30 protein-coding genes are annotated in these 25646 nt (G+C 53.9%); 13 read left to right on the top strand and 17 right to left on the bottom strand.

The window, feature by feature from the left end:
- Positions 1-41: 41 nt before the first annotated feature.
- The 4 genes from flhA to ACN0TS_RS06050 are packed head-to-tail and all read left to right on the top strand — an operon-like array spanning position 42 to position 4358.
- Positions 42-2126 carry a flagellar biosynthesis protein FlhA gene (gene flhA / locus ACN0TS_RS06065; protein ID WP_417258442.1) on the top strand — a complete coding sequence of 695 codons (2085 nt, stop codon included), beginning with the start codon at positions 42-44 and terminating at the stop codon, positions 2124-2126.
- Positions 2123-2899 carry a flagellar biosynthetic protein FliR gene (locus tag ACN0TS_RS06060; RefSeq protein ID WP_417258441.1) on the top strand — a complete coding sequence of 259 codons (777 nt, stop codon included), beginning with the start codon at positions 2123-2125 and terminating at the stop codon, positions 2897-2899. The genes flhA and ACN0TS_RS06060 overlap by 4 nt, the downstream gene beginning before the upstream one ends.
- Entirely contained in the window at positions 2899-3993 is a 1095-nt protein-coding gene (locus ACN0TS_RS06055) for an EscU/YscU/HrcU family type III secretion system export apparatus switch protein (RefSeq protein ID WP_417258440.1), read from the top strand. Before ACN0TS_RS06060 ends, ACN0TS_RS06055 begins: the two co-directional genes overlap by 1 nt.
- Complete coding sequence (locus ACN0TS_RS06050; protein ID WP_417258439.1) at positions 3990-4358, top strand: hypothetical protein; 369 nt, start codon at positions 3990-3992, stop codon at positions 4356-4358. Before ACN0TS_RS06055 ends, ACN0TS_RS06050 begins: the two co-directional genes overlap by 4 nt.
- Position 4359: 1 nt before the next feature.
- Here ACN0TS_RS06050 and ACN0TS_RS06045 read toward each other — a convergent pair whose 3' ends face one another.
- The 9 genes from ACN0TS_RS06045 to ACN0TS_RS06005 are packed head-to-tail and all read right to left on the bottom strand — an operon-like array spanning position 4360 to position 8940.
- On the bottom strand, positions 4360-4863 hold the full coding sequence (locus tag ACN0TS_RS06045) for a flagellar basal body-associated FliL family protein (RefSeq protein WP_417258438.1): 504 nt from the start codon (positions 4861-4863) through the stop codon (positions 4360-4362).
- Between the two features lie 12 nt (positions 4864-4875).
- A complete protein-coding gene (gene flgH / locus ACN0TS_RS06040; protein WP_417258437.1) occupies positions 4876-5601 on the bottom strand; it encodes a flagellar basal body L-ring protein FlgH in 726 nt (241 codons plus the stop codon).
- Between the two features lie 8 nt (positions 5602-5609).
- A complete protein-coding gene (flgA, locus tag ACN0TS_RS06035; protein ID WP_417258436.1) occupies positions 5610-6050 on the bottom strand; it encodes a flagellar basal body P-ring formation chaperone FlgA in 441 nt (146 codons plus the stop codon).
- Positions 6047-6832, bottom strand: coding sequence for a flagellar basal-body rod protein FlgG (gene flgG, locus ACN0TS_RS06030; protein ID WP_417258435.1), 786 nt, complete (start codon positions 6830-6832; stop codon positions 6047-6049). The genes flgA and flgG overlap by 4 nt, the downstream gene beginning before the upstream one ends.
- 12 nt (positions 6833-6844) lie before the next feature.
- The gene (locus tag ACN0TS_RS06025; RefSeq protein ID WP_417258434.1) at positions 6845-7561 is read right to left on the bottom strand and encodes a flagellar hook-basal body complex protein; all 717 of its coding nucleotides are present in this window, start codon (positions 7559-7561) and stop codon (positions 6845-6847) included.
- Positions 7561-7830: a flagellar biosynthetic protein FliQ gene (locus ACN0TS_RS06020; RefSeq protein ID WP_417258735.1), complete on the bottom strand. Its 270-nt coding sequence runs from the start codon at positions 7828-7830 to the stop codon at positions 7561-7563. Before ACN0TS_RS06020 ends, ACN0TS_RS06025 begins: the two co-directional genes overlap by 1 nt.
- Positions 7831-8127 (bottom strand): flagellar hook-basal body complex protein FliE, encoded by a 297-nt coding sequence (gene fliE, locus ACN0TS_RS06015; protein ID WP_417258433.1) that lies wholly within the window; start codon positions 8125-8127, stop codon positions 7831-7833.
- 20 nt (positions 8128-8147) lie between these two features.
- Complete coding sequence (gene flgC, locus ACN0TS_RS06010) at positions 8148-8540, bottom strand: flagellar basal body rod protein FlgC (protein ID WP_417258432.1); 393 nt, start codon at positions 8538-8540, stop codon at positions 8148-8150.
- A gap of 10 nt (positions 8541-8550) precedes the next feature.
- The gene (locus ACN0TS_RS06005; protein ID WP_417258431.1) at positions 8551-8940 is read right to left on the bottom strand and encodes a FlgB family protein; all 390 of its coding nucleotides are present in this window, start codon (positions 8938-8940) and stop codon (positions 8551-8553) included.
- Between the two features lie 69 nt (positions 8941-9009).
- Here ACN0TS_RS06005 and ACN0TS_RS06000 point away from each other — a divergent pair, with 69 nt between their 5' ends.
- Positions 9010-10356, top strand: coding sequence for a FliI/YscN family ATPase (locus tag ACN0TS_RS06000; protein ID WP_417258430.1), 1347 nt, complete (start codon positions 9010-9012; stop codon positions 10354-10356).
- Here ACN0TS_RS06000 and ACN0TS_RS05995 read toward each other — a convergent pair.
- The 6 genes from ACN0TS_RS05995 to ACN0TS_RS05970 form a co-directional block, all read right to left on the bottom strand.
- Complete coding sequence (locus ACN0TS_RS05995) at positions 10350-11144, bottom strand: DUF1217 domain-containing protein (RefSeq protein WP_417258429.1); 795 nt, start codon at positions 11142-11144, stop codon at positions 10350-10352. The two genes, ACN0TS_RS06000 and ACN0TS_RS05995, sit on opposite strands and share 7 nt — an antisense overlap.
- Entirely contained in the window at positions 11141-11548 is a 408-nt protein-coding gene (gene flbT / locus ACN0TS_RS05990; protein WP_417258428.1) for a flagellar biosynthesis repressor FlbT, read from the bottom strand. The genes ACN0TS_RS05995 and flbT overlap by 4 nt, the downstream gene beginning before the upstream one ends.
- Entirely contained in the window at positions 11545-11922 is a 378-nt protein-coding gene (gene flaF / locus ACN0TS_RS05985) for a flagellar biosynthesis regulator FlaF (RefSeq protein WP_417258427.1), read from the bottom strand. The genes flbT and flaF overlap by 4 nt, the downstream gene beginning before the upstream one ends.
- Before the next feature lie 89 nt (positions 11923-12011).
- Positions 12012-13553: a flagellin gene (locus ACN0TS_RS05980; RefSeq protein ID WP_417258426.1), complete on the bottom strand. Its 1542-nt coding sequence runs from the start codon at positions 13551-13553 to the stop codon at positions 12012-12014.
- Positions 13554-13776: 223 nt separating this feature from the next.
- Positions 13777-14130 (bottom strand): hypothetical protein, encoded by a 354-nt coding sequence (locus ACN0TS_RS05975; RefSeq protein WP_417258425.1) that lies wholly within the window; start codon positions 14128-14130, stop codon positions 13777-13779.
- Positions 14130-14411 (bottom strand): rod-binding protein, encoded by a 282-nt coding sequence (locus tag ACN0TS_RS05970; RefSeq protein ID WP_417258424.1) that lies wholly within the window; start codon positions 14409-14411, stop codon positions 14130-14132. The genes ACN0TS_RS05975 and ACN0TS_RS05970 overlap by 1 nt, the downstream gene beginning before the upstream one ends.
- 113 nt (positions 14412-14524) lie before the next feature.
- Here ACN0TS_RS05970 and ACN0TS_RS05965 point away from each other — a divergent pair, with 113 nt between their 5' ends.
- The 3 genes from ACN0TS_RS05965 to ACN0TS_RS05955 all read left to right on the top strand — a co-directional run bounded on the left by ACN0TS_RS05965 (position 14525) and on the right by ACN0TS_RS05955 (position 17736).
- Positions 14525-16132: a flagellar hook-length control protein FliK gene (locus ACN0TS_RS05965; RefSeq protein WP_417258423.1), complete on the top strand. Its 1608-nt coding sequence runs from the start codon at positions 14525-14527 to the stop codon at positions 16130-16132.
- A gap of 11 nt (positions 16133-16143) precedes the next feature.
- Complete coding sequence (locus tag ACN0TS_RS05960) at positions 16144-16815, top strand: flagellar hook capping FlgD N-terminal domain-containing protein (protein WP_417258422.1); 672 nt, start codon at positions 16144-16146, stop codon at positions 16813-16815.
- Positions 16816-16884: 69 nt separating this feature from the next.
- Positions 16885-17736, top strand: a complete 852-nt coding sequence (locus ACN0TS_RS05955) for a phosphotransferase (RefSeq protein ID WP_417258421.1) — start codon at positions 16885-16887, stop codon at positions 17734-17736.
- Here the strand turns inward: ACN0TS_RS05955 and ubiB are convergent.
- Both ubiB and ubiE read right to left on the bottom strand, forming a co-directional pair.
- The gene (gene ubiB / locus ACN0TS_RS05950) at positions 17723-19258 is read right to left on the bottom strand and encodes a 2-polyprenylphenol 6-hydroxylase (protein ID WP_417258420.1); all 1536 of its coding nucleotides are present in this window, start codon (positions 19256-19258) and stop codon (positions 17723-17725) included. The two genes, ACN0TS_RS05955 and ubiB, sit on opposite strands and share 14 nt — an antisense overlap.
- Positions 19258-20010 carry a bifunctional demethylmenaquinone methyltransferase/2-methoxy-6-polyprenyl-1,4-benzoquinol methylase UbiE gene (ubiE, locus tag ACN0TS_RS05945; RefSeq protein ID WP_417258419.1) on the bottom strand — a complete coding sequence of 251 codons (753 nt, stop codon included), beginning with the start codon at positions 20008-20010 and terminating at the stop codon, positions 19258-19260. Before ubiE ends, ubiB begins: the two co-directional genes overlap by 1 nt.
- 86 nt (positions 20011-20096) lie before the next feature.
- Between ubiE and mutM the strand changes: the two genes are divergently transcribed.
- The 5 genes from mutM (at position 20097) to dnaN (ending at position 25635) form a co-directional block, all read left to right on the top strand.
- Positions 20097-20948 (top strand): bifunctional DNA-formamidopyrimidine glycosylase/DNA-(apurinic or apyrimidinic site) lyase, encoded by an 852-nt coding sequence (gene mutM / locus ACN0TS_RS05940; protein ID WP_417258418.1) that lies wholly within the window; start codon positions 20097-20099, stop codon positions 20946-20948.
- 60 nt (positions 20949-21008) lie between these two features.
- Complete coding sequence (locus tag ACN0TS_RS05935) at positions 21009-21785, top strand: enoyl-CoA hydratase (RefSeq protein WP_417258417.1); 777 nt, start codon at positions 21009-21011, stop codon at positions 21783-21785.
- Between the two features lie 182 nt (positions 21786-21967).
- Entirely contained in the window at positions 21968-22231 is a 264-nt protein-coding gene (gene rpsT / locus ACN0TS_RS05930; protein ID WP_417258416.1) for a 30S ribosomal protein S20, read from the top strand.
- 678 nt (positions 22232-22909) lie between these two features.
- Positions 22910-24343, top strand: coding sequence for a chromosomal replication initiator protein DnaA (gene dnaA / locus ACN0TS_RS05925; protein ID WP_417258734.1), 1434 nt, complete (start codon positions 22910-22912; stop codon positions 24341-24343).
- A gap of 173 nt (positions 24344-24516) precedes the next feature.
- Positions 24517-25635 carry a DNA polymerase III subunit beta gene (dnaN, locus tag ACN0TS_RS05920; protein ID WP_417258415.1) on the top strand — a complete coding sequence of 373 codons (1119 nt, stop codon included), beginning with the start codon at positions 24517-24519 and terminating at the stop codon, positions 25633-25635.
- Positions 25636-25646 lie beyond the last annotated feature (11 nt).

Below are 25646 nucleotides of genomic sequence, written 5' to 3'. Positions count from 1 at the left end.
ATAGCCCGTGTGCCAATGAACGCGATTTGGGGTGGATGGACATGAATTTCACCTTAAAGTCTATGTTCAGCCCAACGATACTCCTAGCGCTTGCTTTGATGACTGTCATTGTCATGATGGTTTTGCCCATGCCGTCATGGATGCTTGATGTCGGATTGGCCGCTAGCTTTGCGTTGGCTATTTTGATTTTTACGGTGACGTTGTTTGCGGAACGACCGTTGGATTTCTCCGCTTTCCCAACCGTCCTTCTGGCGAGTTTGATGCTTCGGCTGTCGCTGAACGTCTCCTCTACAAAACTCATCATCGGACAAGGACACACAGGCACCGCTGCGGCGGGTCATGTGATCGAAGGTTTTGCAAACTTCGTAATGGGTGGCTCTGTCGTTCTGGGCCTCGTGGTTTTCATCGTACTTTTGATCGTAAATTTTATGGTCATTACCAAGGGCGCGGGACGCATGGCGGAAGTCGGCGCTCGGTTTGCATTGGATGGTATGCCGGGCAAACAGTTGGCGATCGACGCGGATATGTCAGCTGGCGCGATCACACACACCGAAGCCAAAGAGCGGCGTGAACTCGAACTCGCAGAGACAACATTTTTTGGTTCACTGGATGGGGCCTCAAAGTTTGTGAAGGGCGATGCGATAGCGGGCCTCCTTATCACATTGATGAACTTGGTTATGGGCCTCATCATCGGTGTTGTGTCAAAGGGCATGCCAATTGGAGAAGCCTTTGAAACATACACAATTCTGACGGTTGGAGATGGACTCGTCAGTCAAATCCCCTCGGTTATTATTTCCATCGCGGCGGCGTTGCTTTTGGCCAAAGGCGGCGCAAATGGTCCTGTCGACATGGCAATGTTCAGTCAACTCGGACGATTTCCCCCAGCGCTTTTCACTGTTGCGGTTCTTTTGGCGCTGTTTGCATTTGTTCCGGGTTTGCCGTTCACTCCCTTCATCGCGGGGGCTATCGGCTTGGGGGTTGCAGGCTGGATCGTCAAAAAACGGGCAGATGACCTTGAAAAGGATACGGTCAAGCAACGTGATGCCGTTGAGCCCGAACGTGAAGAGTCCCTTGGTGATATTCTTGATCTTGACGAAATCCACGTCGAATTCGCGGCAGATCTCGTCCCGATGGTCCTAGACCCGCAGACGGGAATTGATGCGCGGATTACCAATATGCGTAATCATGTCGCAACGTCGTTCGGGTTGATCCTGCCTGAAATACGGTTGACGGATGATCCGTCTCTCCCGGCAGGTCGGTATGTGGTGCGGGTTCAGGGCGTTCAACAGGTGAGCGACACTCTGCGCCAAGATAAAGTGCTCGCACTTTTGGGCGGTGGCGAAGATGGTCTTCAGCCTGGCGAAGACGTTGCAGAACCTGTGTATGGAGCCCCTGCGCGTTGGATCGATCAAAGTGCAAAAGACGATTATGCTATGCAAGGCTGCACAGTGGTGACGCCAACAGAGGTGCTCGCCACGCACCTTCTGGAAGTCGTCAAACGCAGCTTCCCGCGGCTACTTACAATGAAGTCGTTGCGCCGAATTCTTGATGAAATGACAAACTTGAGTGATCGCACTCGAGCAGAGGCCAATCAGCGTTTGATCGACGACCTCATCCCAGAAAAGGTGCCAATGGACATGCTATTGTCGGTTCTGCGCCTTTTGCTTGAGGAGCGCGTGTCCATTCGGAATATGCCTCTTATCCTTGAGTCAATTGCAGAGGCACGGGGGGCACATGCGACGCCTGAAAGCGTGTGCGAACATGTGCGTCAGAAGCTCGGATTTCAGATCATCTCCGAAATTCGCCGTGAGGATGGCACGCTACCACTCCTTCAACTGGCACCAGAGTGGGAACAGACATTCTCAGCCTACCAGATTGAGAATGAGCGCGGGCGTGGGGATCTCGCATTGCCGCCTGATGAATTTAATAAACTGGCCAAGGCAATGGCGGACCGTATTGCGAAAGCGGGAGAAAACGGAGTGTATCCCGCGGTTGTAACCTCAACACCGCGCCGTCGGTTTATTCGTACGGTCCTTTCGGCTCAAGGCATTCAGAATCCTGTTTTTTCATTCGACGAAATCGGCACGGACGCGCGGCCATCACTCGTGGGGTTGGTCCCTGCATGATGGATCTTGTCGAAACCTTGGCTGCACTGTCGCAACCCACATTGGTCATGGCGTTTCTCGTCTTTGTCAGAGTCGGTGCGGTAATGGCGGTCTTACCTGCATTCGGTGAGAAAACAGTCTCTGTGCAAATCCGTTTGGTTTTGACATTGGCATTTTCGGCCATCGTGTTTCCTGCGGTTACGATTGAATCTTCGCTGCTTCAAACGGCGCCATTGATTTTATGGCCCGCGATGTTTGCCGAGGTTGTGTCTGGTTTAACCCTTGGCCTCATTGTGCGTTTGACGGTGATTGCATTGCAGGTCGCAGGCACGATCATTTCACAATCCACGTCTCTGTCTCAACTCTTCGGGGGCGGGGCGGTAGATGCGCAACCCCCGATGGGGCACATCCTGTTCACGGCGGGCTTGGCATTGGCTGTCACGTTCGGATTACATGAACGTGTGGCCCTGATGATTATCGAATCTTACGATTATCTCCCTGCGGGCCGCTTTCCGGATTCAAGTGAGTTGTCCTTGTTGATGGTGGGGCATGTGGCGCATTCATTCTCGCTATCGTTCTCCTTTGCCGCGCCCTTTTTGATCGCGTCGGTGATTTACAACACAGCCCTTGGTGTCATTAACCGCGCTATGCCGCAGCTTATGGTCGCCTTTGTCGGTGCGCCCGCGATCACTTTGGGCGGATTGATTTTGCTTTTCCTTACGGCGCCATTGCTGCTCGAAATTTGGATCGGTCATTTCCATCGCGCACTTGAGAACCCAATCGGAGCGTATTGATGTCAGGAGATGACGATAGTGATAAGAGTCATGAGCCGTCCCAGAAAAAGCTGGATGACGCCCGTAAACGGGGTGAAATTCCACGATCAACGGATGTTACAACGGCGGCGGCTTACTTTGGCTTTGTGCTAACCGCGGCAGCATTTGGTGCCGCCGCGTTAAAATCTACTGGCGGCGTTTTGTATGGCCTGTTGGAGAATGCAGATCGGTTGAGCGTCGATTGGTTTGATGGTTCCGGATCGCCGTGGAGTGGGGGTCTAATGGCCCAAGTTCTTATGTCTCTTGTTCCGTGGTTCTTGATCCCCGCGCTCTTGGTGGTGGCGACGCTTTTCGCGACACGGTCATTTGTTTTTGCGACTGATCGGGTTCAACCAAAGCTGTCAAAAATTTCTTTGGTATCGAACGCTAAGAACAAATTTGGCCGTTCAGGATTGTTTGAATTTGCAAAGAGTTTTTTCAAGCTGTCGATTTATTCGATCGTCGTTGGATTTTATCTCTGGACAAAAATCCCAGAAATGGTTGCGACCATGACGTTGAGCCCAGGCATGATAACAGTCGAACTGTTGCAGCTCGGATTGGGCTTTTTTGCGATTGTACTGGCGATTTCGATTGTGATCGGTGGCGTAGATTATCTGTTTCAGTTCAACGAGCATTTGCGCAAAAACCGCATGTCTCACAAAGAGCTGCGTGATGAGGCCAAGGATCAGGACGGCGATCCGCATATGAAGCAGAAACGTCGCCAGAAAGGCTACGATATTGCGATGAACCAGATGCTGGGCGATGTGCCAGAGGCGGATGTTATCATCGTGAACCCGACTCACTATGCGGTTGCATTGAAGTGGGATCGGTTGCGGGGCGGCGCGCCTGTCTGCGTGGCGAAGGGTGTCGATGATATTGCCGCGACCATTCGCGAAATCGCGACCGAGAATGACATCCCGATCCATCGTGATCCACCGACAGCGCGCGCCATTTATGCCACTGTGGAAATTGGCCAAGAGATTTGGCCAGAGCATTATCCTGCTGTGGCCGCATCAATCCGTTTTGCCGAGGAAATGCGTACAAAAATGCGCGCGAAACGGAAGGCAGGATTTTGACACATAAAGCCAAAAAACTCGAGCAATTGAAAAAGGTTGCGGAAGTCACGTTGACTCTGGAGCTAGGGAAATTGGCGCAGGTGCGTGCACAAGAGACCGAACAGGAAAATCGTCTGGACGAGTTAAAGACGTCAGCTAAAGACCGTGAGGTACAGATCCAAAACGCAGATGCATTCGATCCTGCGATGTCTATCGGCGCGGATGCCAAATGGAATGCGTGGATGATGCAGGAGCGCCGCCGTATTCTGACGACTATGGCCGCGATAGCAGAACGACGCGAGGTTCAGTTCGAACACACGCGCCGTGCTTTTGGTAAAGTAGAGGCGCTCAAATCAATTGCGAAAAAGAGCGCGTTGAAGCCGTAATCTATCCGACGTCTTGGCGAACGATGTCCGTCACCAAAATGCTTTCAATATCATCACCTAAAATCGCTGTAGCTGCCTCCAAAAGTGAGGTTCGTAGGCTTTGCATTTTGGTGGTTTCGGTAAAGGACCCTTTGAACCCGCCAATGTTGGCATGATCGAATAGCACCTGCAAAAAGGCATCTCGCAGCTTTGGTTCTTGGGCATAAATTTTTTCACGCACATTTGGCATGGTTTCGAGACTGATCGATAAAACGATCATAGCCGCAACCCGACCATCTTCCATGTCCGGGATGACGAATTGATTATTGAGTTTGACGTAATCAAACGTCGTGGCGCTTTCGGGTAACTCCCCATTGTGGGTATCGATTTGATGGGACGCGTTTGGATCTTCGCTGTGGGAGCCAAGTTCGGCTACATCGGCCGAAGGTCGGAACATGAGGCCTCCGCCGATGCCTAGGCCGAGACCGAGCAGCGCGAGTAAGATCGGTATGATTTTTCCAGACATCGGCGGTCTCCGCTAGAACGGCAAAAGGATATCAGCAATTTGTTGGCCGTATCGAGGTTGCTGCATTTGGGAAATCTGACCGCGTCCACCGTAGGAAATGCGGGCGGATGCGATTTTGTCATAGGTGATTTCATTTTTGCGGGAGATGTCTTCGGGACGGACATAGCCTTCGACAAGAAGTTCGCGAATTTCAAAATTAACGCGGACTTCCTGAGAGCCCGAAATATGCAAGACCCCGTTAGGCAGCACGTCGAGAATTGTAGCAGCAACCATAAGCTGGAGTTTTTCGTTGCGGCGCACGGACCCAGACCCAGAGGAGGAAGATGTGCTCGACGTGCCTACAGCACTGGCCATTGACGCTCCGTCGGGGAGGGCACTGTCGATCCGTTCGGGAATGCCAAACAAACCATCAACTCCCATGCTTTCCGACCCTGATCGGCCACGGGATGTGTTGTTTGAAATCTCCGCGCTCTCATCAATTTCGATGACAACGGTGAGAATGTCGCCGCGTTCGATAGCACGACGGTCGCCCAGCAAAGATTGCCGCGACGCCGTCCACAAAGACGCCCCGTCTGTCGGGCTGGATTTCTCGACGTTTTTCGGAAGGCCAGGATAATGCATTGCCGAGGCTTCGGCGGATTCTCGAACAGGCGTGAATTCGGGCAAACGACCAACCTCTTCTAAAGGTGAGCATGAGCAAAGCGCCGTGAGAGCCATAAGTGCTGCGATTGGTTTCATAGTTTCCCTCATTGAGATGTGAGACGTCCGACATAAACGCCGCCGTTAGGCCCGACGATTCCCGTGACGATAGTTTTGGATGATAGGTTCATGACGCGCACAGCATCGCCCACGCCAGCTCGGCTAAGTGATCGTGCGTCCGCTGAAATGGTGAGTGCGCCTTGTTTGAAATACAAAGGCACGATTGAGTTGCGCTCGATGAGAGCGGGAGGGCCGACATCTGACATACGGATTGGCCGTCCAGCGTAGAGCATTCCTCGGGTTTCGAGCCCGATGGCTTCGTCGACCGAAATCAAGGTGCCTGCAATATCGCCTTCTACAACTTTCAAATCCGCCGCCGTCAGTATGGATTGAGCACGGATGGTGCGTGCCGCGACCAAGGTGTCGGCGTGCGAATTGGTTGGTGTGGTCATCGCAAAGACTATGGAGATGAGGCATACACGGATCATCGTATATTACTCGTGGCAGATAGCATTTGGTCTGCGGCTGTGATGACTTTGGCGTTTAACTCGTATCCGCGTTGGGCTTCGATCAACTCGGTCACTTCGCGCACGGCGTCTACAGAGCTGTCTTCGAGGTAGCCTTGTCTAAGTGTGCCTAGCCCGTCCGTTCCGGGGATGGAGACAATAGCGGGTCCGGATGCGGGGCTTTCGAGGAACATGTTTGAACCGATGGCTTCCAGACCTTTGGAGTTGGTGAAGTCAGCTAAGGTGAATTGTCCGAGAAGTTCGGGCTCTACGCGGTCATTGAAGTAGGCATAGACCTCGCCTTCGCCGTTAATTGAAATCGACCGTGCATCATCAGGAATAGTGATGTCTGGAACGACACCGTAGCCCTCTGACGTTACGATAAGACCATCAGCAGAGCGTTTGAGTGCCCCGTCACGCGTATAGGCGGATTGGCCAGAAGGCAGCGTGAGTTCGAGGTATCCTTTGCCTTCGATGGCAACGTCCAGATCGCCATTTGTTTGCGATAAAGACCCTTGGGCGAGTTGCACTGTGACAGATGAGGGGCGCACGCCAAGGCCGAGTTGTACCCCTGTTGGCAAAACTGTGCCATCGGCGGCGTTGATCGTGCCGGGGCGTGCCAATTGTTGATAGTGAAGATCGGCAAATTCGGCGCGTCGAGCGTTGTAACCTGTGGTGTTCATGTTCGCGAGGTTTTGCGAAATGGTTTCCACGCGCATTTGTTGCGCACTCATTCCCGTTGCTGCGATTTTTAGAGCTCTCATAGTCGATCTCCTCTATCGGCCAAGTGTCGAGATGACGCCGCGGATACGCTCATCTTCTTGCTCGGTGAATTTCTGTCCCATCGTGTAGGCGTGCTGAACTTCGATCATGCGGGTGATTTCTGTGATCGGATTCACGTTGGAATTTTCGACATACCCCTGAAGGATTGCCGCGCCTTCGAACGGCTCGATGCCGCCTTCCGTGTAAAACCGCACTCCATCCTGCCGCGTGAGCGTGCTTGGGTCGGTCGGCATATAAAGGCCGACTTGTGCAAGTGGCAGTCCGTTCGCGGAGACAGTCCCATCGGCGGAGATGGCGACCGAAGTCGCGTCCGGCGGGATAAAAATGGCCGCGCCGCCATTGTCCAACAACCGATAGCCGTCATGGGTGGTCAATTCGCCCTGATCGTTTGGCGTAAAAGCCCCAGCGCGGGTTAGGGCCTCGCCCTGAGGTGTTTCGATCATGAAAAAACCGTCGCCCTCAATGGCGAGGTCAAAGGTTCCACCCGTTTGCGTCAGTGGTCCCTGTGCATCGTTTGTCAGGCGCACATTGCCATTGGCCATCGACAAAGATGGCTCGCCTGGTTCGAGGGCAGAAATATATTCCGAGAAAATCAGACCTTCTTTGCGAAAACCTGTGGTCGATGCGTTGGCCACGTTGTTTGCAATAGCCTGAAGCTCGTTTTTGAGGCCCGAAAGGCGGGTGAGAACGGTGTAACCTGCGCTATCCATTAGAAGCCTCCTATCATCGGGATGAGGCGGTTTTGGAAAAACGAAATGAGGCTTTCGGTCATGAAGCCCATCGACATCCAGAACACGATGAGGATGGCGCCCAGTTTGGGTACAAAGGTCAGGGTCATTTCCTGAATGCTTGTGAGGGCCTGAAAGAGGCCAACACCCACACCCGTGACAAGCGCCACCAAAAGGATCGGGGTGGATATCATCACAGCCATCCAAAGTCCTTGGCGCAGCGTGTCGTAGAAAATGATCTCATCCATGATTTACACCGGCATCCGAAGAATTTCTTGGTAGGCTTCCACGACTTTGTCGCGGACCGTCACAACGGTTTCGACGGCAAGTTCGGATTGAGCCAAAGCCATGACGAGCGCTTGCGTGTCGGCTTGACCGACGAGGGCGGCTTTTGCGATCTCTTCGCTTTGCGACAACGTCTGGGCGAAGGATTTGCCTGCATCGACCAGAGCGCCGCCTTGGGCACCTGCATTCGGGTCGGCTTTCGGGGACGTTGCCGGTTTCGTGGCAGCGTATCCTTGGTTGGCGATAGTGGAGCGGATATCCATTCTGGTTACCTTCCTTGAGTTTAACGGCGCAGAAGTTCGAGCAGGGAGGACGACATTTGACGTGCCTGATCGAACATTTTGAGGTTCGCCTCATAACTGCGTTGGGCTTCACGTGCGTCGGCGACTTCGTACATGAGGTCGACGTTTGATCCGTCATAGAACCCTTGTTCATCGGCCATTGGGTGGCCTGGATCGAAAATGCGGCTGAGGGTCGTGCGATCTAATTCGACGGGGCCTGTTTCGACGCCGCCAGTCTTTGTTCCGTTTTTGACCTCCGCCTCGAAAGAGACGGTTTTGCGGTGGTAGCCAGGCGTGTCTGCGTTTGCGATGTTTTCGGAAACGTGGCGTAGCCTGTTTGCTTGCGCCTTCATGCCCGATGCGGAGAGGGAGAGTATTTGAGTTAGGTCTGCCATCTATCTGTCCTCATCGTTTTCCGATGGATGCGCGCAGAATCGACATGGAACTTTTGTAGACACTGAGTGCCATTTCATGTTGATGTCGTGTCTCTGCCGCCTTCATCATTTCCGTTTCAAGCGCGACCGTGTTGCCGTTGGGCGACGACGGATCGGGCGAGTCGATTGTTTCAATAAGGGGAGAATTAGAACCGGTGTTCGTGACATGCCCTGCGCGTGTTGCGCGCAGTTGAGTGCCATTTTCGGATGCGCGAAAGGCCTCCGAGAATGACAGAGTGTCACGCGCCCGGTACCCAGGCGTGTCTGCGTTCGCCACATTCTTTGCAACCAATTCCTGGCGCGCTGTGGAATGGCGAGCTAATCCGCTTGTGAGGCGAAAAATATCCAGATTTTCAAACATCGGGGCTTCTCCCACGACTTCGTGTCAACCAAGGCTTAACCGTGATTCCTTTAGAAAGGGTTTCAGAACATGGAGGACGTGATGAAAGGGATCGGTTTGGATCAGCTCAGAGCTGAGATCGCATCAGTGAAAACAACGCACTCTATGGGCAGTGTGGTTGAGGCCGCGCGTGGCGTTCTTACGGTGACGGGGTTGTCCGACGTCGCCGCCATTGGTGATCTCGTTGAGATTGGTCATGGTGAGACGGTCCGTCGGGGTGAAGTTTTGCAGATTTTTAAGAGTACCATCACAGTTCTCGCTGACGGCGGAGCGGATGGATTGTCGTTTGGCGATCCCGTTACGCACTTGGGTAAAAACGAGATTGCTCCAGATGATAGTTGGATTGGTCGCGTTGTTGATCCGTTCGGTAAGGCGATCGACGGGAAACCAATATTGCGCGGCCCAACCCCGCGCGCATTGCGGGCCTCCGCCCCAAGTCCCACCGAGCGGCGCGGGTTAGGGCCGCGTTTGGAAACGGGTTTGGCGGTATTTAATACGCTTCTGCCAATTGTGCGCGGCCAACGCATCGGTCTTTTTGCAGGCTCGGGTGTCGGGAAGTCGACCCTTCTCGCGAAACTGGCAACGGGTTTGCAGGCGGATGTGGTTGTGATGGCTATGATCGGCGAGCGCGGACGAGAAGTGCGTGAATTTATCGAGCGGGTTCTTGGACCAGAAGGGATGAAGCGCACGGTTATTGTGGCCGCCACTTCGGATCAGGCTCCTTTGGTGCGCCGTCGATGTGCATGGACAGCTATGGCCGTGGCTGAATACTTTCGTGACCAAGGGAAACAGGTTTTGTTTCTGGCTGATTCCGTGACCCGCTTTGCCGAAGCTCATCGCGAGATTGCGTTGGCTACGGGGGAGGCGGGTTCACTGCGTGGATTTCCTCCTTCTACTTCGCATGTGATTACTTCCTTGTGTGAGCGCGCAGGGCCGGGGCCCGAAGCGGCGGGAGACATCACCGCGGTCTTTACGGTTTTGGTCGCGGGCTCTGACATGGACGAACCGATCGCAGATATCTTGCGCGGTGTTTTGGACGGGCATGTGGTGCTGAGCCGTGAAATAGCGGAGCGGGGACGGTTCCCTGCAATTGATTTGCTGCGGTCCGTTTCCCGTGCCCTGCCAGAAGCCGCATCAGACGAGGAAAATGTCCTGATAAGAGAAGCGCGTAACTACTTGGGGACTTACGAGCGGTCGGAAATGATGATCCAAGCCGGGCTATACACAAAGGGGAATGACGAGTTTCTCGATAAAGCCGTCGCGATTTGGCCCGAATTAGACAGGTTTCTAGCGGCGTCAGGTCGGGATGGAACAGCCGAAAGCTTTGCCCAGTTGGCGCATTGCCTTAGTGAAAAAGCTGTATCCTCAGATCAATAGGCTCCAGATAAAAGGCTCAATGCATTGGCTGCAGAAGAATATTGCGTGCTTGTGGATTGTATTTCTGCGCGCACCAAAAACAGGCGAAGCATTTCTTGACGCGCCTCTGGATCAGAGAATTGCGATATTTCCGAGTCGCCAAAATAGCGCTCCGTTTTGTCGCGGAATTCCTTGAGCTGTTGATCAAGGTCTAAACTGCCCAATGAGCTTGGAAGGCCGAGTGCGGTTTCAAGGGTGCTACGCAGGGCGGTGTTGCCCATGACAGAATACCACCGCCCGTCATCGCTTGTGGTTTTTTCAGAGAGTTCCGCCAGTTCACGGTCCAAAGACATTGCAAGACGCATGTTTGCGTTCTGATCACCGATTGCGATTTCAAATTGTTGTTCTTCGAATTTGGTCGCGATGTCATCGGCGAAGGTACTAAGAGCAGTGTTGGGTACACTGAGGTCAAATCCGAAGGCCTTCGCCATGTCGTAATATCGGGTATCCGTCAATTTGTTGGCGAGCGCGTCGTCGTCCAAAATGCCGTCAGAGAGGACTTTTTGGATGAAGTAGATATTATCCATGTCATCATCGAGATCAAAGGCGCCCAGAGCCACCTTGCGCAATGTGTGGTCTGACACGAGGTCTTCGGCAGTTTTGACGTTGCCGATGTTTTCTTTGAAATATTCAACGTCTCTCTGGATGTCCGACGAGTCTCGAAAAGTCTCTAATTGAGCCTCTTTCGTTCGGTTGAGAAATGTCCATCCGGAGTAGCCTCCAAATGGGACAATAGGTTGAAAGCTCATTGCAAATTTTGCGCGGACAAGAGCCGTTCCTCTCTTGGAAGAAGGCTCCGTAGTGATTTGAGAGCCTGATAGAATTGATCTGTCTGAACGGCTTCCGTTGCGAGATCTAGCAACTTGTGACTGTCTGCATCGGTGAGAACCTGACTGAGTTGTTCTATCCCGCGAAAGAGTTGGTGCTTGGCCTCGGCCGCGTCAGCGTCACCCGACAAAACCAGTTGGGCGATGTAGCAAATGCGTCGGACAGGCGTATTTACCTCTTCGGGATGAATGGCATCGCGCAGTCGCAATATATTTGCATTCGGGGTGACAATTGACAGGCGAGATCGGCGGTCGCCATTTTCAATAACTGCACCGTTGATAAGGACCCGTTCCTTGGGCCCAAGCTTTAAGACAAGACCGCTCATAGCTGTCCTCCTTCACCTTGAAGCCCGCGCATGATCGAGCGATTGACGTCGAGAAGAGCTTCTTCATCGGCCTTTCCGGCAAGGACTTGCGCGGTGTGGTGAATGACAAACTCGGCGAGGTAGAAAATTTGGGCACGCAATTCTTTTGGAAGTGCATTGTTGTTATCGGCCACATCTGATGCGAGCAATGTCCACAAACGGCGGTTGTGATTCAATGCGGTCACAAATTTTGGGAAATCCGACTTTTTGTTTTCAGATGTCCGTTTTAATTGAGCCGAGATGCGCGCGAAGGCGGCGTACTCGGTGCCGCGTGGCGTGCGGATTGGGGCGGCGGTGTTGGTATAGGCCGTTCGGGCCATGTTCAAAGCGTTCACGTCGGATCCTTCCGGTGACAATGAATTCTATAGCGCGGGTTTTCCGCGGTGGAGCTCGGGCGTCAGTTCCGACGCCCGGGAGTTTGCCCTTAGCGGAAGAGCGACAGGATGGTCTGCGGAGCCTGGTTGGCAATCGAAAGTGATTGCACACCCAACTGCTGCTGCACCTGCAGAGCCTGGAGGCGGGCGGATGCCTCTTCCATGTCTGCGTCGACCATTGCGCCGATACCGGATTTAAGCGAGTCGGTCAGGTTCGAGATAAAGTTGGATTGGGATTCGATACGACCCTGAGCAGAACCAAACTCAGCGGCTGCGTCGATCGAGTTGTTGATCAGCGTCTCAATGTTGGAGAGCGCCGAATCTGCGCCCGCATTGGTGGTTACGTCGAGCGTATCAAGGCCGAAGAGGCCACCCGAAGCCCTACCACCAGCGTTACCCGCGGCGCCGAAGCTCAGAGAGGTGCTGCCCGAGCCATCGTTGTCGACTTTCAGTGACCATTGACTCGAAGTGGAGTCCTGAACAACCTTGGTCGTCACGCCTTCGATGCCCGCGGCGTCGATCGCAGTTTTCAGACCTTTGGCCACGTCTTCCATGGTTTCGTTTTTGCCGGCAACATAGTTGTAGGAGTCGGAGCCAATCGTGATCTTGTAGCCGTCGCCATCGTTCACTTGGGCACTTGTGGAGAAGTCGATTTGTTCGGCGCGGTTCGCGATCGTGCCCGATGAGTCGGTCAGGCCAGTCGCTCCGTTCAGAGCGGTGATATCACCCGCGCCGGCACCGCCCGAAACCCCCGAGTGGTCAACAGCAATGTCGAGGCCCTCGAAGGACTTCGTCGAAGTGATGGTGAGCTCGCCGGCGGTGTTCTCAGCGGTCACGCCGTCAAGACCAAGCGCATTGATTTGTGCCTTGAAGTAATCGGCTGCGTTGGTGGCGGTCTGATCATCTGCGCCAGCGGTGTAAGTGACGTCGACATTGCCGATCGTGATGGTCGATGCGTCTCCGTCGTCCCAGTCGCCCGTAAGGGTCACAACCGCGGTATTGCCGGCCGAGGCAACGGCAGTTGCAGTGTCGGCTACAACAGCGTTTACGGACAGGTCCTGGCCGGACGCGTTGTACGACCCCTTGTCGACGCTTAGGTCTTGGCGAGCGATAGTGATATCGGATGCCGTCACGGATCCGTCAGAGGCGCGGTCGAGAGAGGACAGGATGTTGACGTCCTCTGTGCCCTTGACCAGGTTGAGACCATTGAACTGAGCCGCGCCCACAACAGATTTGATCTGGCTGGTCAGGGCTTCGATGTCCGTTTGGATCTTTTCGCGGTCGACGTTGGATTCCTGAGCCGCAACGATCTTCCCTTTGATGTCGGTCAGCAGGTCGGTCACGGTTTCAGCCGCGTTTGCGGCGACTGCGACAGAGGATTGGCCGAGCGCAAGGCTGTCTGAGATGGCTTGAAATCCTTTCACATCCGATTCCATAACTTTAGAAATGGCCCAGACTGAGGCGTTGTCTTTCGCGGAAGCGACGGACTTACCAGTGGAAATCTGGCTTTGTGTTGTGGACAGGTCGCTATTGATGGATTTGAGAGTTTGAAGCGCAACCATTGCGCCATTGTTTGTCAGAATGCTAGACATAGCATTTTCCTTTGATCTGTAGACGCGTTTTGCGTCGTAAGTTTCAATTGCCACCGATCCGGTGGTTTCATGACTGTCATTCTGACCAGTTACGGGAAGTCGTTTTACGTCTTGCCGTGCCACCCCCTCGGGTGCCTTCTGAGGTTTGAGGGCTAAAGACTAAGAGTGTCCTAAGCCGCCCCCAAAAGATGTTCTCAATTTGAGGCAAAAATCGGGCAGAGCCTCAGGAATTTCTCTTTATGGTTAACGGTTTGCGTTCCATCTGGGCGACTTTCCCTCTCGGTCCATAGGTTTGAAAACCCGTTTTATTCTCTTTTAATGCGGTAAGGCGGTCGGTTACGGATTTGATTCCTTTTGACGTTGCCTCGAGGAGTCTTTGATTGCGGATCGCGAGTTTTTTAAGGTTGCCCAATTCATCTGGCGTGACGTCTTCTTGAGCCAGCGCGGTGAGGGCCTGTTCCTTTCGCGGGGTGAGGCGCAATAAGGCGTCGTAGTCCTGTTCGAGGATGGCCGCGTACTCACGATCGTAAACGGATTCCATCACTTTGGCCGCGCGGAACCGGTTGAAAAATGACATTATTCTCTCTCCACCAATGCTTGGAATATGTGTTCAGCCAAGCCAATGCCGCCTGCCTCGACCAGTTTTTCGGCGTGTGCCTGCACAAGAAAGGATGTGAATTGGTCCTCGCCGGTGCCACCGCCAAAGGTATCGGGTGTTTTGCCCAAGCCAGAAGCCTTGAGCATTTCAGCTAGAAATCCCGCCTCTAGTTTTTCGGATGCCTCGCGTAGCTGTTCTATGCGAGCCTGTTCTTTTGAGGGCGTGTTTGGCTGTGTTGAAAGTGGGCCAGATACATCCATTTCGGGTGCCTCCAATTCTACGTAATTTTTTTAGGGATACGCCATGACGGTAAAGAAGCAGTAACTAAGCTAGGACATAGTTGGGGAAACGTGATCAAAAACGGATGCAAGAAATGCAGTTCCCCACAATGATGCGTGCGCCCGCCGGGGAATCGACCCAAGAGCGCCGCAAAGAAGAGACGCCTGTCCCGTCACAAGGTTCGTCGGATGAGAAATCATTTGGCGATGTGATCTATGGCAGTGCGCAAGGCGCGAACGGTCCCGACACATCCGATTTAACGGATCAAGCCGCTTTATCTGTGCTTCTGCCTTCGCAGGCTCACGATAAGGCTGAGGTGAAAGCGGAAGTGACGCTTCGCCAAGGATTCTCTGAGGGGAGGCCCCCGAGTAATGGCGCAATCACAGATGTTTCAATCTTGGGAGACGGTGAGGCGTTATCAGCAAACGGGCGTGGAGTTGGGGCAACTAGTGGTTTTATTGGAGAAGCGGTACAAACGCTGAACGCCCTTCGTTATGACATTGAAGCGGGGGATGTGGAGGTCCCAAATACTCCCTCGTTGATGACGAAGGGGCCGCTTCCGACAGAGTCTTCGATGCCTTCGGGCCAGATCGCTCTTGCCGTAGAGGCAGCTGATTCCTTTGCTACAGATATGGAAGGACATGTAGGCCTAAAGGATGCGCTCGGACGTGGCGAATTAAGGCATTCTGCGGGTCGCAAGGTCGATCTTGAGATCGTGCAAGCCACTACGATGGGAAGCGATAGTGCGGGTCAAGAGACAGGGAAGAACGCGCAAATTGGTGGCGAGACGGTTTCGTTTGCAGCCCCGAATCATGCTGCAATGCGAGTGTCAGCCTCAACGCCAAATTCTCTTTCCACTGAACCGGAGAATGGTACTTCTGATACACTCGTTCAAAGTGCGGCGACAGGTGATGTAACGGATGCACCTCCTTCGACGCCAATCGCGCCACAGATCGCCGCGGTTGCTGCGCCCAAGGAAGTGGCTGCCGCCACGGCGAGAAGCAATGCGGAACCCGATGATCAGCGCAGTCGCGACGTACCGCCTCCCGCCTTTGTCGCAGACACACCCGCTACGTCGCGTAAGGAAACGTCCGCTCTCACATCGGATAAGACAACTTCTCAAACCATGCTGGGCTACGCGCAGGTGCAAGACTCTGCCGAGTCTGTTCCCCTGAGTCGCGACGCGTCCGAGGCTGTGGATTTTCGGTTGGACGGCGTTTCAAGCACCGTCGCACGCGAGGCGCTACAAGCATCTGTTGTGACGCAGGTACAAAAAACCGATTTGCCCCAACATATCGCAGGACAGATTGCCGAAGCTGCGCATCAGCTTCCTGATCGCCCTGTTGAAATCACCTTGTCGCCAGAGGAGTTGGGCCGTGTAAAGCTCACATTCCATGTGTCGGAGACTGGCGCGATGACAGTCGTTGTTCAGGCCGAACGAGCGGAGACAGCCGATTTGATGCGTCGTCATATCCACACGCTTCAACAGGATTTCGCCGCTATGGGCTACGAGGGCAGTACCTTTGAGTTCCAACAAGAAGGGCGTGGTGACCCGTCCGACAATTCCGGGGGCGGGTCTTCGAGTGGTTCCGCCAAAAATGCAGAGCAGCATGCGGTACATGATCAAGACGCCGCTGCTGCGTCCATCCAGCCACACCGCGTGTCATTGAATGGCAATGACCGTGTCGACATGAGACTCTGAGGAGGGCTGATATGACGGAGATTTCCCAAACTACTGCAGCGACAACAGCGTCCGCAGCAAAGACCACACCCCCGCCGACAACGGCGAGTGCATTGTCGTCGGATTTCGAAACGTTCTTGAAAATGCTGACCGCACAAATGAAAAATCAAGACCCGTTGAACCCGATTGAGTCCACCGACTATGCGGTTCAACTGGCAACGTTCTCAAGTGTTGAACAACAAGTCCAAACCAACACATTGATCTCTGCGCTGTCGGAGCAACTCGGCGTGATTGGTATGTCCCAAACGGCAAGTTGGGTCGGTAAGGAAGTGAAAAGCGAGGCTCCCGCTTACTTTGACGGTAATCCTGTGTCTCTGTCGGTGACGCCAGATAGTTCAGCGGATGCGTCCTACCTCCTCGTACGCAATTCCGAAGGGACGGAAGTGCAGCGTGTTGAAATTGATCCTAAAGAAACGGACATCACATGGAGCGGGATGGATAAGGATGGCTATCCCTTCTCGAATGGTCGCTACAGCTTTGCGATTGAAAACCATTCCAACGGATCATTTCTGTCGAGTTCTGCCGCGTTGACCTATTCCGAAGTGACAGAGGCGCGACGCGATGGGGGAGATATCACCCTTATCCTAAACGGCGGCGGAGAAATTAGCGCGGACGACGTCCTCTCTTTGCGCGAAGCCCGCTAATCGCATGCTGCTTGCATAGCGTCTTGTCTCCGCCTTATGGTGCCCCGAATTTGGAGCCCGCACGCAGGCATGACGATTTCTCACCATCCTTCTTCGATCATAGATCAACATGCGCGCACCCTATTGGGTGCGCCTATTACGTGGGACTATTTGTCGGGGGGGCGAACAAATACGGGATGGGTCGGGCGCTCAAAAACTCGCGCCGTTGTCTATAAAATCTATCGGGCTGATCGCGCCAATCCGCTTTTCCCGAATGATCCCGACCACGAATGGGCTTGTCTGTCAGCGCTGACAGAAACAGGCCTTGCCCCTCGTCCCATTGACCGATTCGGCGTCGGGGATGATATAGTCGTAGCGTATGAATTTGTGGCGGGGACGACTTTTGCGCAAACTACGCCAGACGTTATGCAGGCCTTATACGAACTGCACATAAAGGGCGCACCTGCGGGGCTTCGAGTTTTGGATTCGGGGACAGATCGCTTTTTGGAGATGGGTGATCAGTTTCTTGAAACTGTGCCTATGGTTGTGGCAACGCGTGTGCGTGCAAACCGACCTATATTGCACCCGTTGGACAAAACTGCCCCTGTGTTTTTGCATGGCGATCCCGTGCCTGCGAATGTCATCAAAACGCAAACAGGCGTTTGTTTTCTCGATTGGCAATGTCCCGCGATTGGTGATGCGGTGGAGGACATTTATGTGGCTTTGTCGCCCGCGATGCATCTCATTTACGGATCGGGGCCGCTGACCAAAGCCGAAGAAGAGTCCGCACTTAACTCTTACCTTGATGCGGCTACTGTAGAACGATTTCGGATATGCCGCCCCTTTCTGGCATGGCGGATGGCGGCCTATTGTGCGTGGAAGGCCGCCCATGGCGAAGCAGAATATGCCGCATGTATTGAAATTGAACTCAGCCGAACGTAAGCGCCACTAACGCGCCGAGAGTCGCTGTCACGCCTCCACCCAAAGCAAACCAAAACGCGGATTTTGCCGCCGATTGTGGTTTGGAGGCAGGCGTTGGATTGTTTTGCGCGGTCAACAGGGCTTCGGCCAGTTTGGGTAAGCGTGGACCGAAACGAGACAAAACCCGAGCCGTTGACACGAGATCACGCGCGAGCGCTTTCGGTCCGACATTGTCCTTAATGTAGTTTTCTACGATGGGCTTTGCGACTTCCCAAATGTTGATGTGGGGGTCGAGCGAACGAGCCACGCCTTCAACCACGACCATCGTGCGTTGCAGCAAAATCAGCTCAGTGCGTGTTTCCATCCCGAAGCGCTCTGTGACTTCGAATAGGTAGGACAACAGCCGAGCCATCGAAATGTGGTCGGCATCCATGCCGAAAATCGGATCGCCAACAGCTCGCAGAGCGCGCGCAAATGCATCGACATCTTGATCTGCGGGAACGTAGCCGGCCTCAAAATGGACCTCTGCCACCCGACGGTAATCCTGTTGAATAAACCCGAACAAAATTTCGGCATAGACGCGACGTGTGTATTCATCGAGTGCGCCCATAATCCCGAAATCAAGCGCAACAATATCCCCGTTCGGCGTGATCTTGAGGTTGCCGTGGTGCATGTCCGCATGGAAAAAGCCATCGCGCAACGCATGGCTGAGGAACATCTGCAAAACACGTTGGCCAAGGGCCGCGCGGTCATGTTGTGCGGCGTCGATGTTTTTCGTGTCGGAAGCGGCAATACCTTCGACCCATTCGAGTGTCATGACGCGGCGCGAGGACATCTCCCAATCAACCGCAGGGACAGAAAATCCTTCGTCGTTTTTGGTGTTGGCGCGAAATTCCGACGCCGACGCGCTTTCGAGGCGCAGGTCCAGCTCACCGTTTACGACACCTTCGAAATGGGCAATTACATCTTGAGGGCGCAAGCGGCGCGACGCGGGCGACAGGTGTTCGATCAGCCATGCCGCGAAATAGAATGCATCAATATCTTTGCGAAAGGCGCGCTCGACGCCAGGGCGCAAGACTTTAACAGCGACATCGCGACCGTCACGGGCCAATTTTGCTTTGTGAACCTGCGCAATGGAGGCGGCCGCTACGGGTTCGGAAAACTCGGTGAACAGCATCGAGATCGATTTGCCCAATTCGGCCTCAACGGTTTTGATCGCGCGGTCGCGCGGAAATGGGGGCATTTCGTCTTGCAGCACGCGCAATTGCTGCGCCAGTTCCGCGCCGACAACATCGGGGCGGGTGGATAGAATCTGCCCGAATTTGATGTAAGCGGGTCCTAGGGCGGTTAGGGCGCGGGTGACGGGTGGCTGATCTGGATCGCCTTTGATCCCGAGCCACTGGATCGGCCAGACAACAGTGCGCGCAAGAATGCGAAAGGCGCGTGGGGCCTCCATCGCGTCCATTGCGACTTTCATCGCACCTGTGCGCTCCATCGTGGCGCCAGTGCGAATGAGCCGCCAAATATTGTGGGGGCCGCGCATTAGATTTTCCACCCTGAGTGAAGTGCCGCGATACCCATCGAGAGATTGCGGTATTTCACGTTTTCAAAGCCTGCTGTTTTGATCATGGAGGCAAAGGTCTCCTGATCGGGGAACTTCCGGATGCTCTCGACGAGGTATTGATAGCTGTCACGGTCCCCTGTGATCAATTTCCCCATCGGCGGAATGACGTTGAACGAATAGAGATCGTAGGCCTTTTGCATGGCGGGATTTGGCAATTGCGAAAATTCCAGAACCATCAGGCGACCACCAGGTTTGAGCACGCGATAGGCTTCGTCCAACGCGTCTTGGATGCGGGTCACATTCCGGATGCCAAAGGAAATCGTGTAGACGTCAAACTGGTTGTCTTCGAACGGCAGCGCCATTGCGTCACCTGTCACCCACGACAAGCTGTTTGCCATCTGGTCGGCCTCGGCGCGTTTGCGGCCCTCGACAAGCATGGATTCGGTCATGTCCAGAACAACAGAGGTGGCCCCTGGTGCGCGTTTGAGGAAACGAAAAGATACGTCACCCGTTCCGCCCGCCACATCAAGTAGTCGTTGGTTGGGGCGTGGAGCCAACCAATCCATCATCGCATCTTTCCAGATACGGTGGATGCCCATGGACATAACATCGTTCATGATGTCGTATTTTGACGCCACGGATGTGAAGACACCGTGGACCAATCCGGCTTTCTGATCTTCGGCAACGTCTTTGAAGCCGAAATGGGTGGTCTTGTCGCTCGTTTGCGCCATCGCCCTTGAACCTCTCTGAAACTTACCCTTCTTATAGGCTTCACGACGCACGATACAATCGCAAGCGCCACCATAAGGGGAGCGAAATGCCTGAATTACCCGAAGTCGAGACGGTTCGTCGCGGTCTGGAGCCATCCATGTCGGGGTCGATTATCCTGCAAGCGGATGTGAACCGACCTAATCTTCGTTGGCCCTTTCCCGACTGCATGGCAGAACGCCTGTCCGGTGCGCGTGTCGAACGGCTACGTCGTCGATCTAAATACATCTTGGCCGACCTTGATCGCGGCGAGACGCTTTTGATCCATTTGGGCATGTCGGGGCGGATGACCGTGTCTGGTGACCCGCTGGGGCAGTTTGTTCACACGCATCCTGCGTTGCAAAAGCATGACCATGTTGTGTTTCATATGGAGAACGGCGCACGGATCACATTTAACGATCCCCGCCGTTTCGGGGCGATGGATCTGATCGATACGGCAACGGCACAGGCGCATCCGCTACTAGCAAAGCTCGGCCCAGAGCCACTTGGAAATACCTTTAACGAAGCGCATTTGGTTGCTGCGTTTGAGGGAAAAAATACACCTGTGAAAGCGGCGCTCTTGGATCAACATATCGTTGCGGGTTTGGGCAATATATATGTGTGTGAAGTTCTGTTTCGCGCGGGTATCGACCCGACACGCAAAGCGGGGTGTCTTTCGGAGGCGCAGATTGCCTCTCTTGTCCCGATTGTTCGCGAAGTTCTCAATGAAGCCATCGCGTCAGGTGGTTCGTCCCTAAAAGATTTTCGACAGGCGGATGGCGAATTGGGATATTTCCAACACAGCTTTCGTGTCTATGGGCGTGAGGGAGAGGCTTGCAAATCTGAGGGTTGCAGAGCAGCAATAACACGCGTGGTTCAGTCGGGGCGTTCGACCTTCTTTTGCCCGTCATGTCAAAGATAGTTTGAACGTGCCGCGTAGGCTGATAGAAGTCACGCGCGTGCTCTAATCAAGGATGATCACATGGCCTATTCAACGATCAAATCCGAAACAAAAAATTCTATTGCGCTCATCCGGCTTGACCGTCCCGACGCATTGAATGCACTGAATTCCGAACTTCTTGGCGAGTTGGCCACAGCTTTGGCGGCAGCCGACAAAGACCCCAAAGTGCGTGCTATTGTCATTACGGGGTCAGACAAGGCCTTTGCTGCGGGCGCGGATATCAAGGAGATGTCCAAAAAGAGTTTCGCGGATATGGCGCTTACGGATTTCTTTGCATCGGAAGCCAATGCAATTACGGCAACGCGCAAACCCGTGATTGCGGCCGTAGCAGGTTACGCCTTGGGCGGGGGGTGTGAATTGGCGATGATGTGTGACTTTATCATTGCTGCGGATACTGCAAAGTTTGGCCAACCCGAAATTAATCTGGGTATCATGGCGGGCCTTGGTGGGACACAGCGCCTGACGCGGTTCGTGGGGAAATCCAAAGCGATGGAAATGCATCTCACGGGGCGCTTTATGGACGCGGAAGAGGCGGAGCGCTCTGGTCTTGTGTCGCGCGTCGTTCCGGCAGCGCGGCTGATTGAGGATGCTTTGGAGACAGCAGGCAAGATCGCAGAGAAGAGCCAGATCGCCGTTATGGCCGCAAAAGAAGCCGTTAATCGCGCCTATGAAACAACCATGGCCGAAGGCCTGTTGTTCGAGCGCCGCTCATTCCACGCTCTTTTCGCTACGGATGATCAATGCGAGGGCATGGATGCGTTCCTTGAAAAACGGGCCCCGCAGTTCCGCGATAAATGAGCAAGGACTTTTGGGCACAAAGAGCTTCCCTTTGTCATGATTCTCGTCTAAAGGGACGCCTACATGCGCGTGGAGCCCGCTTAGGCTATGATTTGACCAACCCAGTTTTGGGTGCCCGTTCGGGTAATTGGGGTCCGTTGCGCTACCGAAATTGCAATCAACCCCAAGAGGGACACTAAATCATGGCAAACTCTGCTCAGTCCAAGAAACGCGCCCGTCAGGCCGTTCGTCGCACAGACGTCAACAAAGCACGTCGTTCGCGCATCCGCACTTTCCTTCGCACACTTGAAGAAGCCATTGAATCTGGTGATAAAGTGGCTGCCCAAGAAGCACTTCGTGCAGCTCAGCCCGAGCTTATGCGCGGTGTGACTAAAGGTATCCTGCACAAAAATACCGCATCCCGCAAAATGTCCCGTTTGGCTGCTCGCGTTAAATCGATCGGCTAAACCGATTGACATATCGGAAGAAGAAAACGCGCCTCAGGGCGCGTTTTTTATTGCGCGAATGGCTCTGGTCTCCGTGAATTTGATGCTGTGGCGCAGCGAATCTCGGTGGGGTGGCGCCGCTACCAAAAGCACCCTGAGTCTGGCAATAGGCAAATTGATCCCGAGACGGCTCACAGTAGATTTGAGGCAAATACGCCACGACATCTTCGTAAAAAAAAGGCTTTTCAGATTCGATTTCAGCAAAGGTAGAGTCAAGCGCGAAGTTAGATTGCGCGGGCTTGTCTGAGAGGGCTAATTTCAGCCTGCGATTCATTTCGTCTTGGGGGGACATGAGGAATACGCACGTAGTTAAGAAAGGCCCAATTGTTGAGGGTCGAGTCTAACGTGTTGTAATTTCTAGGTTTTGCATAGGTTTAGGGAACCTATGTGAAGTTTTCGGCCAATCTCACGCATAAACGTGAGTGCGTCCGACGGTCCAAGGACCCGAATCTAGATGCGCTAAGTCGTGTGGGCTTGGCGGATACTCATGTATCCGCCGTCTCTAAGGTTTGGCTGATTTTGGATTTGGGACAGTCGGGGCTTAATCCCGTTTGAAGATCGGCAGGGAGGTGCCGGCGCTCAATCGGTATGAGCCATGGTTCCTTACCAAGGGACGTGAGCGCATCATCCACGACACTCATGAAGTGTCAGCCGGGGCGCAGTGCCGTGGTCAACGAAAACGATAAATTGGGTCGAACAAGAAAAATGAAAAATACGTGGGGACGTGTAAAGCAAGGCTTGCTCGATGATATTGGGCAAAACAATTATTCAAACTGGATTGAACCGCTTGATCTGACGAAAATCGAAAACGGCGTAGCGGTGTTTTCTGTACCAACCAGCTTTATGGCCAACTGGGTGTCGCGCAATTTCGCGGATAAAATCCTAGCGCACCTAAAAGCGGCCAATGCGCCGACGTCGCGCGTAGAGTTTCAAGTTGTCGCCACACAGGCGCAGGCCGTCGCGACTCAAGCTGCGATCCAAGAGCCGAGCTATACCGCACCAGTGTCGCAGTCTGCTCCTGCGCAGTCCGATCTTCCTGGTGCGCCTCTCGATGCCCGTTTCACGTTTGAAAATTTTGTCGTCGGTAAGCCCAATGAATTGGCTCACGCTGCCGCGCGCCGTGTGGCCGAGGGCGGTCCTGTGACATTCAATCCTTTGTTCCTTTATGGCGGTGTTGGCCTCGGTAAGACCCACCTGATGCACGCAATCGCCCACGAAATTCAGATCCGTAATCCCGAACTTCGCGTTCTTTACCTCTCCGCAGAACAATTCATGTACCGCTTTGTTCAAGCGCTTCGTGACAAGCAAATGATTGATTTCAAGCAGTTGTTCCGCTCCGTGGATGTTTTGATGGTTGATGATGTGCAGTTCATTGCAGGTAAGGAAAGCACGCAAGAAGAGTTCTTCCACACCTTTAACGCGCTCGTGGATCAAAACAAACAGATCATCATTTCTGCTGATCGCGCCCCCGGTGAGATCAAAGACCTTGAAGATCGCATCAAATCACGCCTGCAATGCGGTCTTGTCGTGGATCTTCACCCGACCGATTACGAACTGCGTCTTGGCGTTCTGCAAACCAAGGCGGAAAACTATCGCCAGCAGTACCCCGATTTGGTGTTCAATAATGGCGTGCTTGAATTTCTGGCCCATCGCATCACCACAAACGTCCGTGTCCTTGAAGGGGCGTTGATGCGCTTGTTCGCCTTTGCGTCGCTTGTTGGTCGCGAGATCACACTGGAAATGACGCAGGAATGCCTTGCCGATATTCTCAAGGCATCCGAGCGCAAAGTGACGGTTGAAGAAATCCAACGCCGTGTTTCCGAGCACTATTCGATCCGCCTGAGCGACATGATCGGTCCCAAACGCGTTCGCGCCATTGCCCGTCCGCGTCAGGTTGCCATGTATCTGTCCAAGCAAATGACTTCACGGTCGCTGCCCGAAATCGGACGTCGGTTTGGTGGACGGGATCATACAACGGTCATGCATGGTGTGCGTCGTATCGAAGAGTTGAAAGCGTCTGATAGCCAGATTGCCGACGATCTGGAGCTGCTGGGTCGCCTTCTCGAAGCCTGATCTGTACGACATGTGGCAATAACGCTGATTCCGAGTGACAATTTATCTCCTCAGGGGCGCTTGCCCTTGACGGTTGTGCTGTAACGCAACACAGTCCGAACAAACAATATCTTGCGCCGCGCGGTGAATGGTTTACGTTCAACTCCCCGGCAAAATGTACATACGAGGGTGGTATGAAAATCAGCATTGAACGCGGCGAGCTTCTAAAGGCCGTGGGACAGGCGCAATCCGTTGTCGAGCGCCGCAACACCATTCCAATTCTCGCCAACGTCTTGATTGAGGCGGAAGGAAGCAATGTATCGTTCCGCGCCACGGACCTCGACATCGAAGTTGTCGACAAATGTAACGCGATGGTTGAGCGTGCGGGTTCCACTACGGTGTCCGCCGTGACGCTCCATGAGATCGTGCGCAAACTGCCTGATGGCTCTATGGTTCAACTGACCGACGATGGCGCATCGGGCCGTTTAACGGTCGAGGCAGGCCGCTCGAACTTCTCATTGGCTACGCTGCCAAAAGAAGATTTTCCCGTCATGGCGAACGCGGATTACGAGAGTAATTTTGCGGTTCCTGCACCCGTGTTGCGTCGTCTGTTCGACAAATCCAAATTTGCAATCTCGACCGAAGAGACCCGCTATTATCTCAACGGCGTCTATATGCACATCTCGGATGCAGAGGGCGGCAAAGTTCTGCGCTGCGTTGCGACCGACGGGCACCGGTTGGCGCGCGTTGATGCACCCCTTCCCGAAGGGGCTGCGGATATGCCCGGTGTTATCGTGCCGCGTAAAACCGTTGGCGAATTGCGTAAGCTTCTCGATGATGACGATATGACGATTGCCGTGTCTGTCTCTGAGGCCAAAGTACGTTTTGCAACACCGACAATCACGCTGACGTCGAAAGTGATCGACGGAACGTTCCCTGATTACACGCGCGTTATTCCCGTTGGAAATACCCGCAAACTCGAAGTGGACGCGGCCGAATTTGCCAAGGCTGTCGACCGTGTGGCTACGGTGTCGTCCGAGCGCTCTCGCGCCGTGAAGCTGTCGCTCGACGTTGATAAGCTGACCCTGTCAGTCAATGCGCCAGACAGCGGTGCCGCCGAAGAAGAGCTTTCTGTCGCTTACAATGACGAGCGTTTGGAGATTGGCTTCAACGCCAAATACTTGCTCGAAATTGCGTCGCAGGTAGATCGTGAAAACGCGGTGTTCCTATTTAATTCGTCGGGTGACCCAACCTTGATGCGCGAAGGAAATGATACCTCCGCTGTCTATGTTGTGATGCCGATGCGTGTTTGAGTATTTCAAAC

It is taken from the genome of Celeribacter sp. (genome assembly GCF_048266405.1).
Classification (GTDB): domain Bacteria; phylum Pseudomonadota; class Alphaproteobacteria; order Rhodobacterales; family Rhodobacteraceae; genus Celeribacter.
This window is presented reverse-complemented; position numbering and strand designations above follow the sequence as displayed.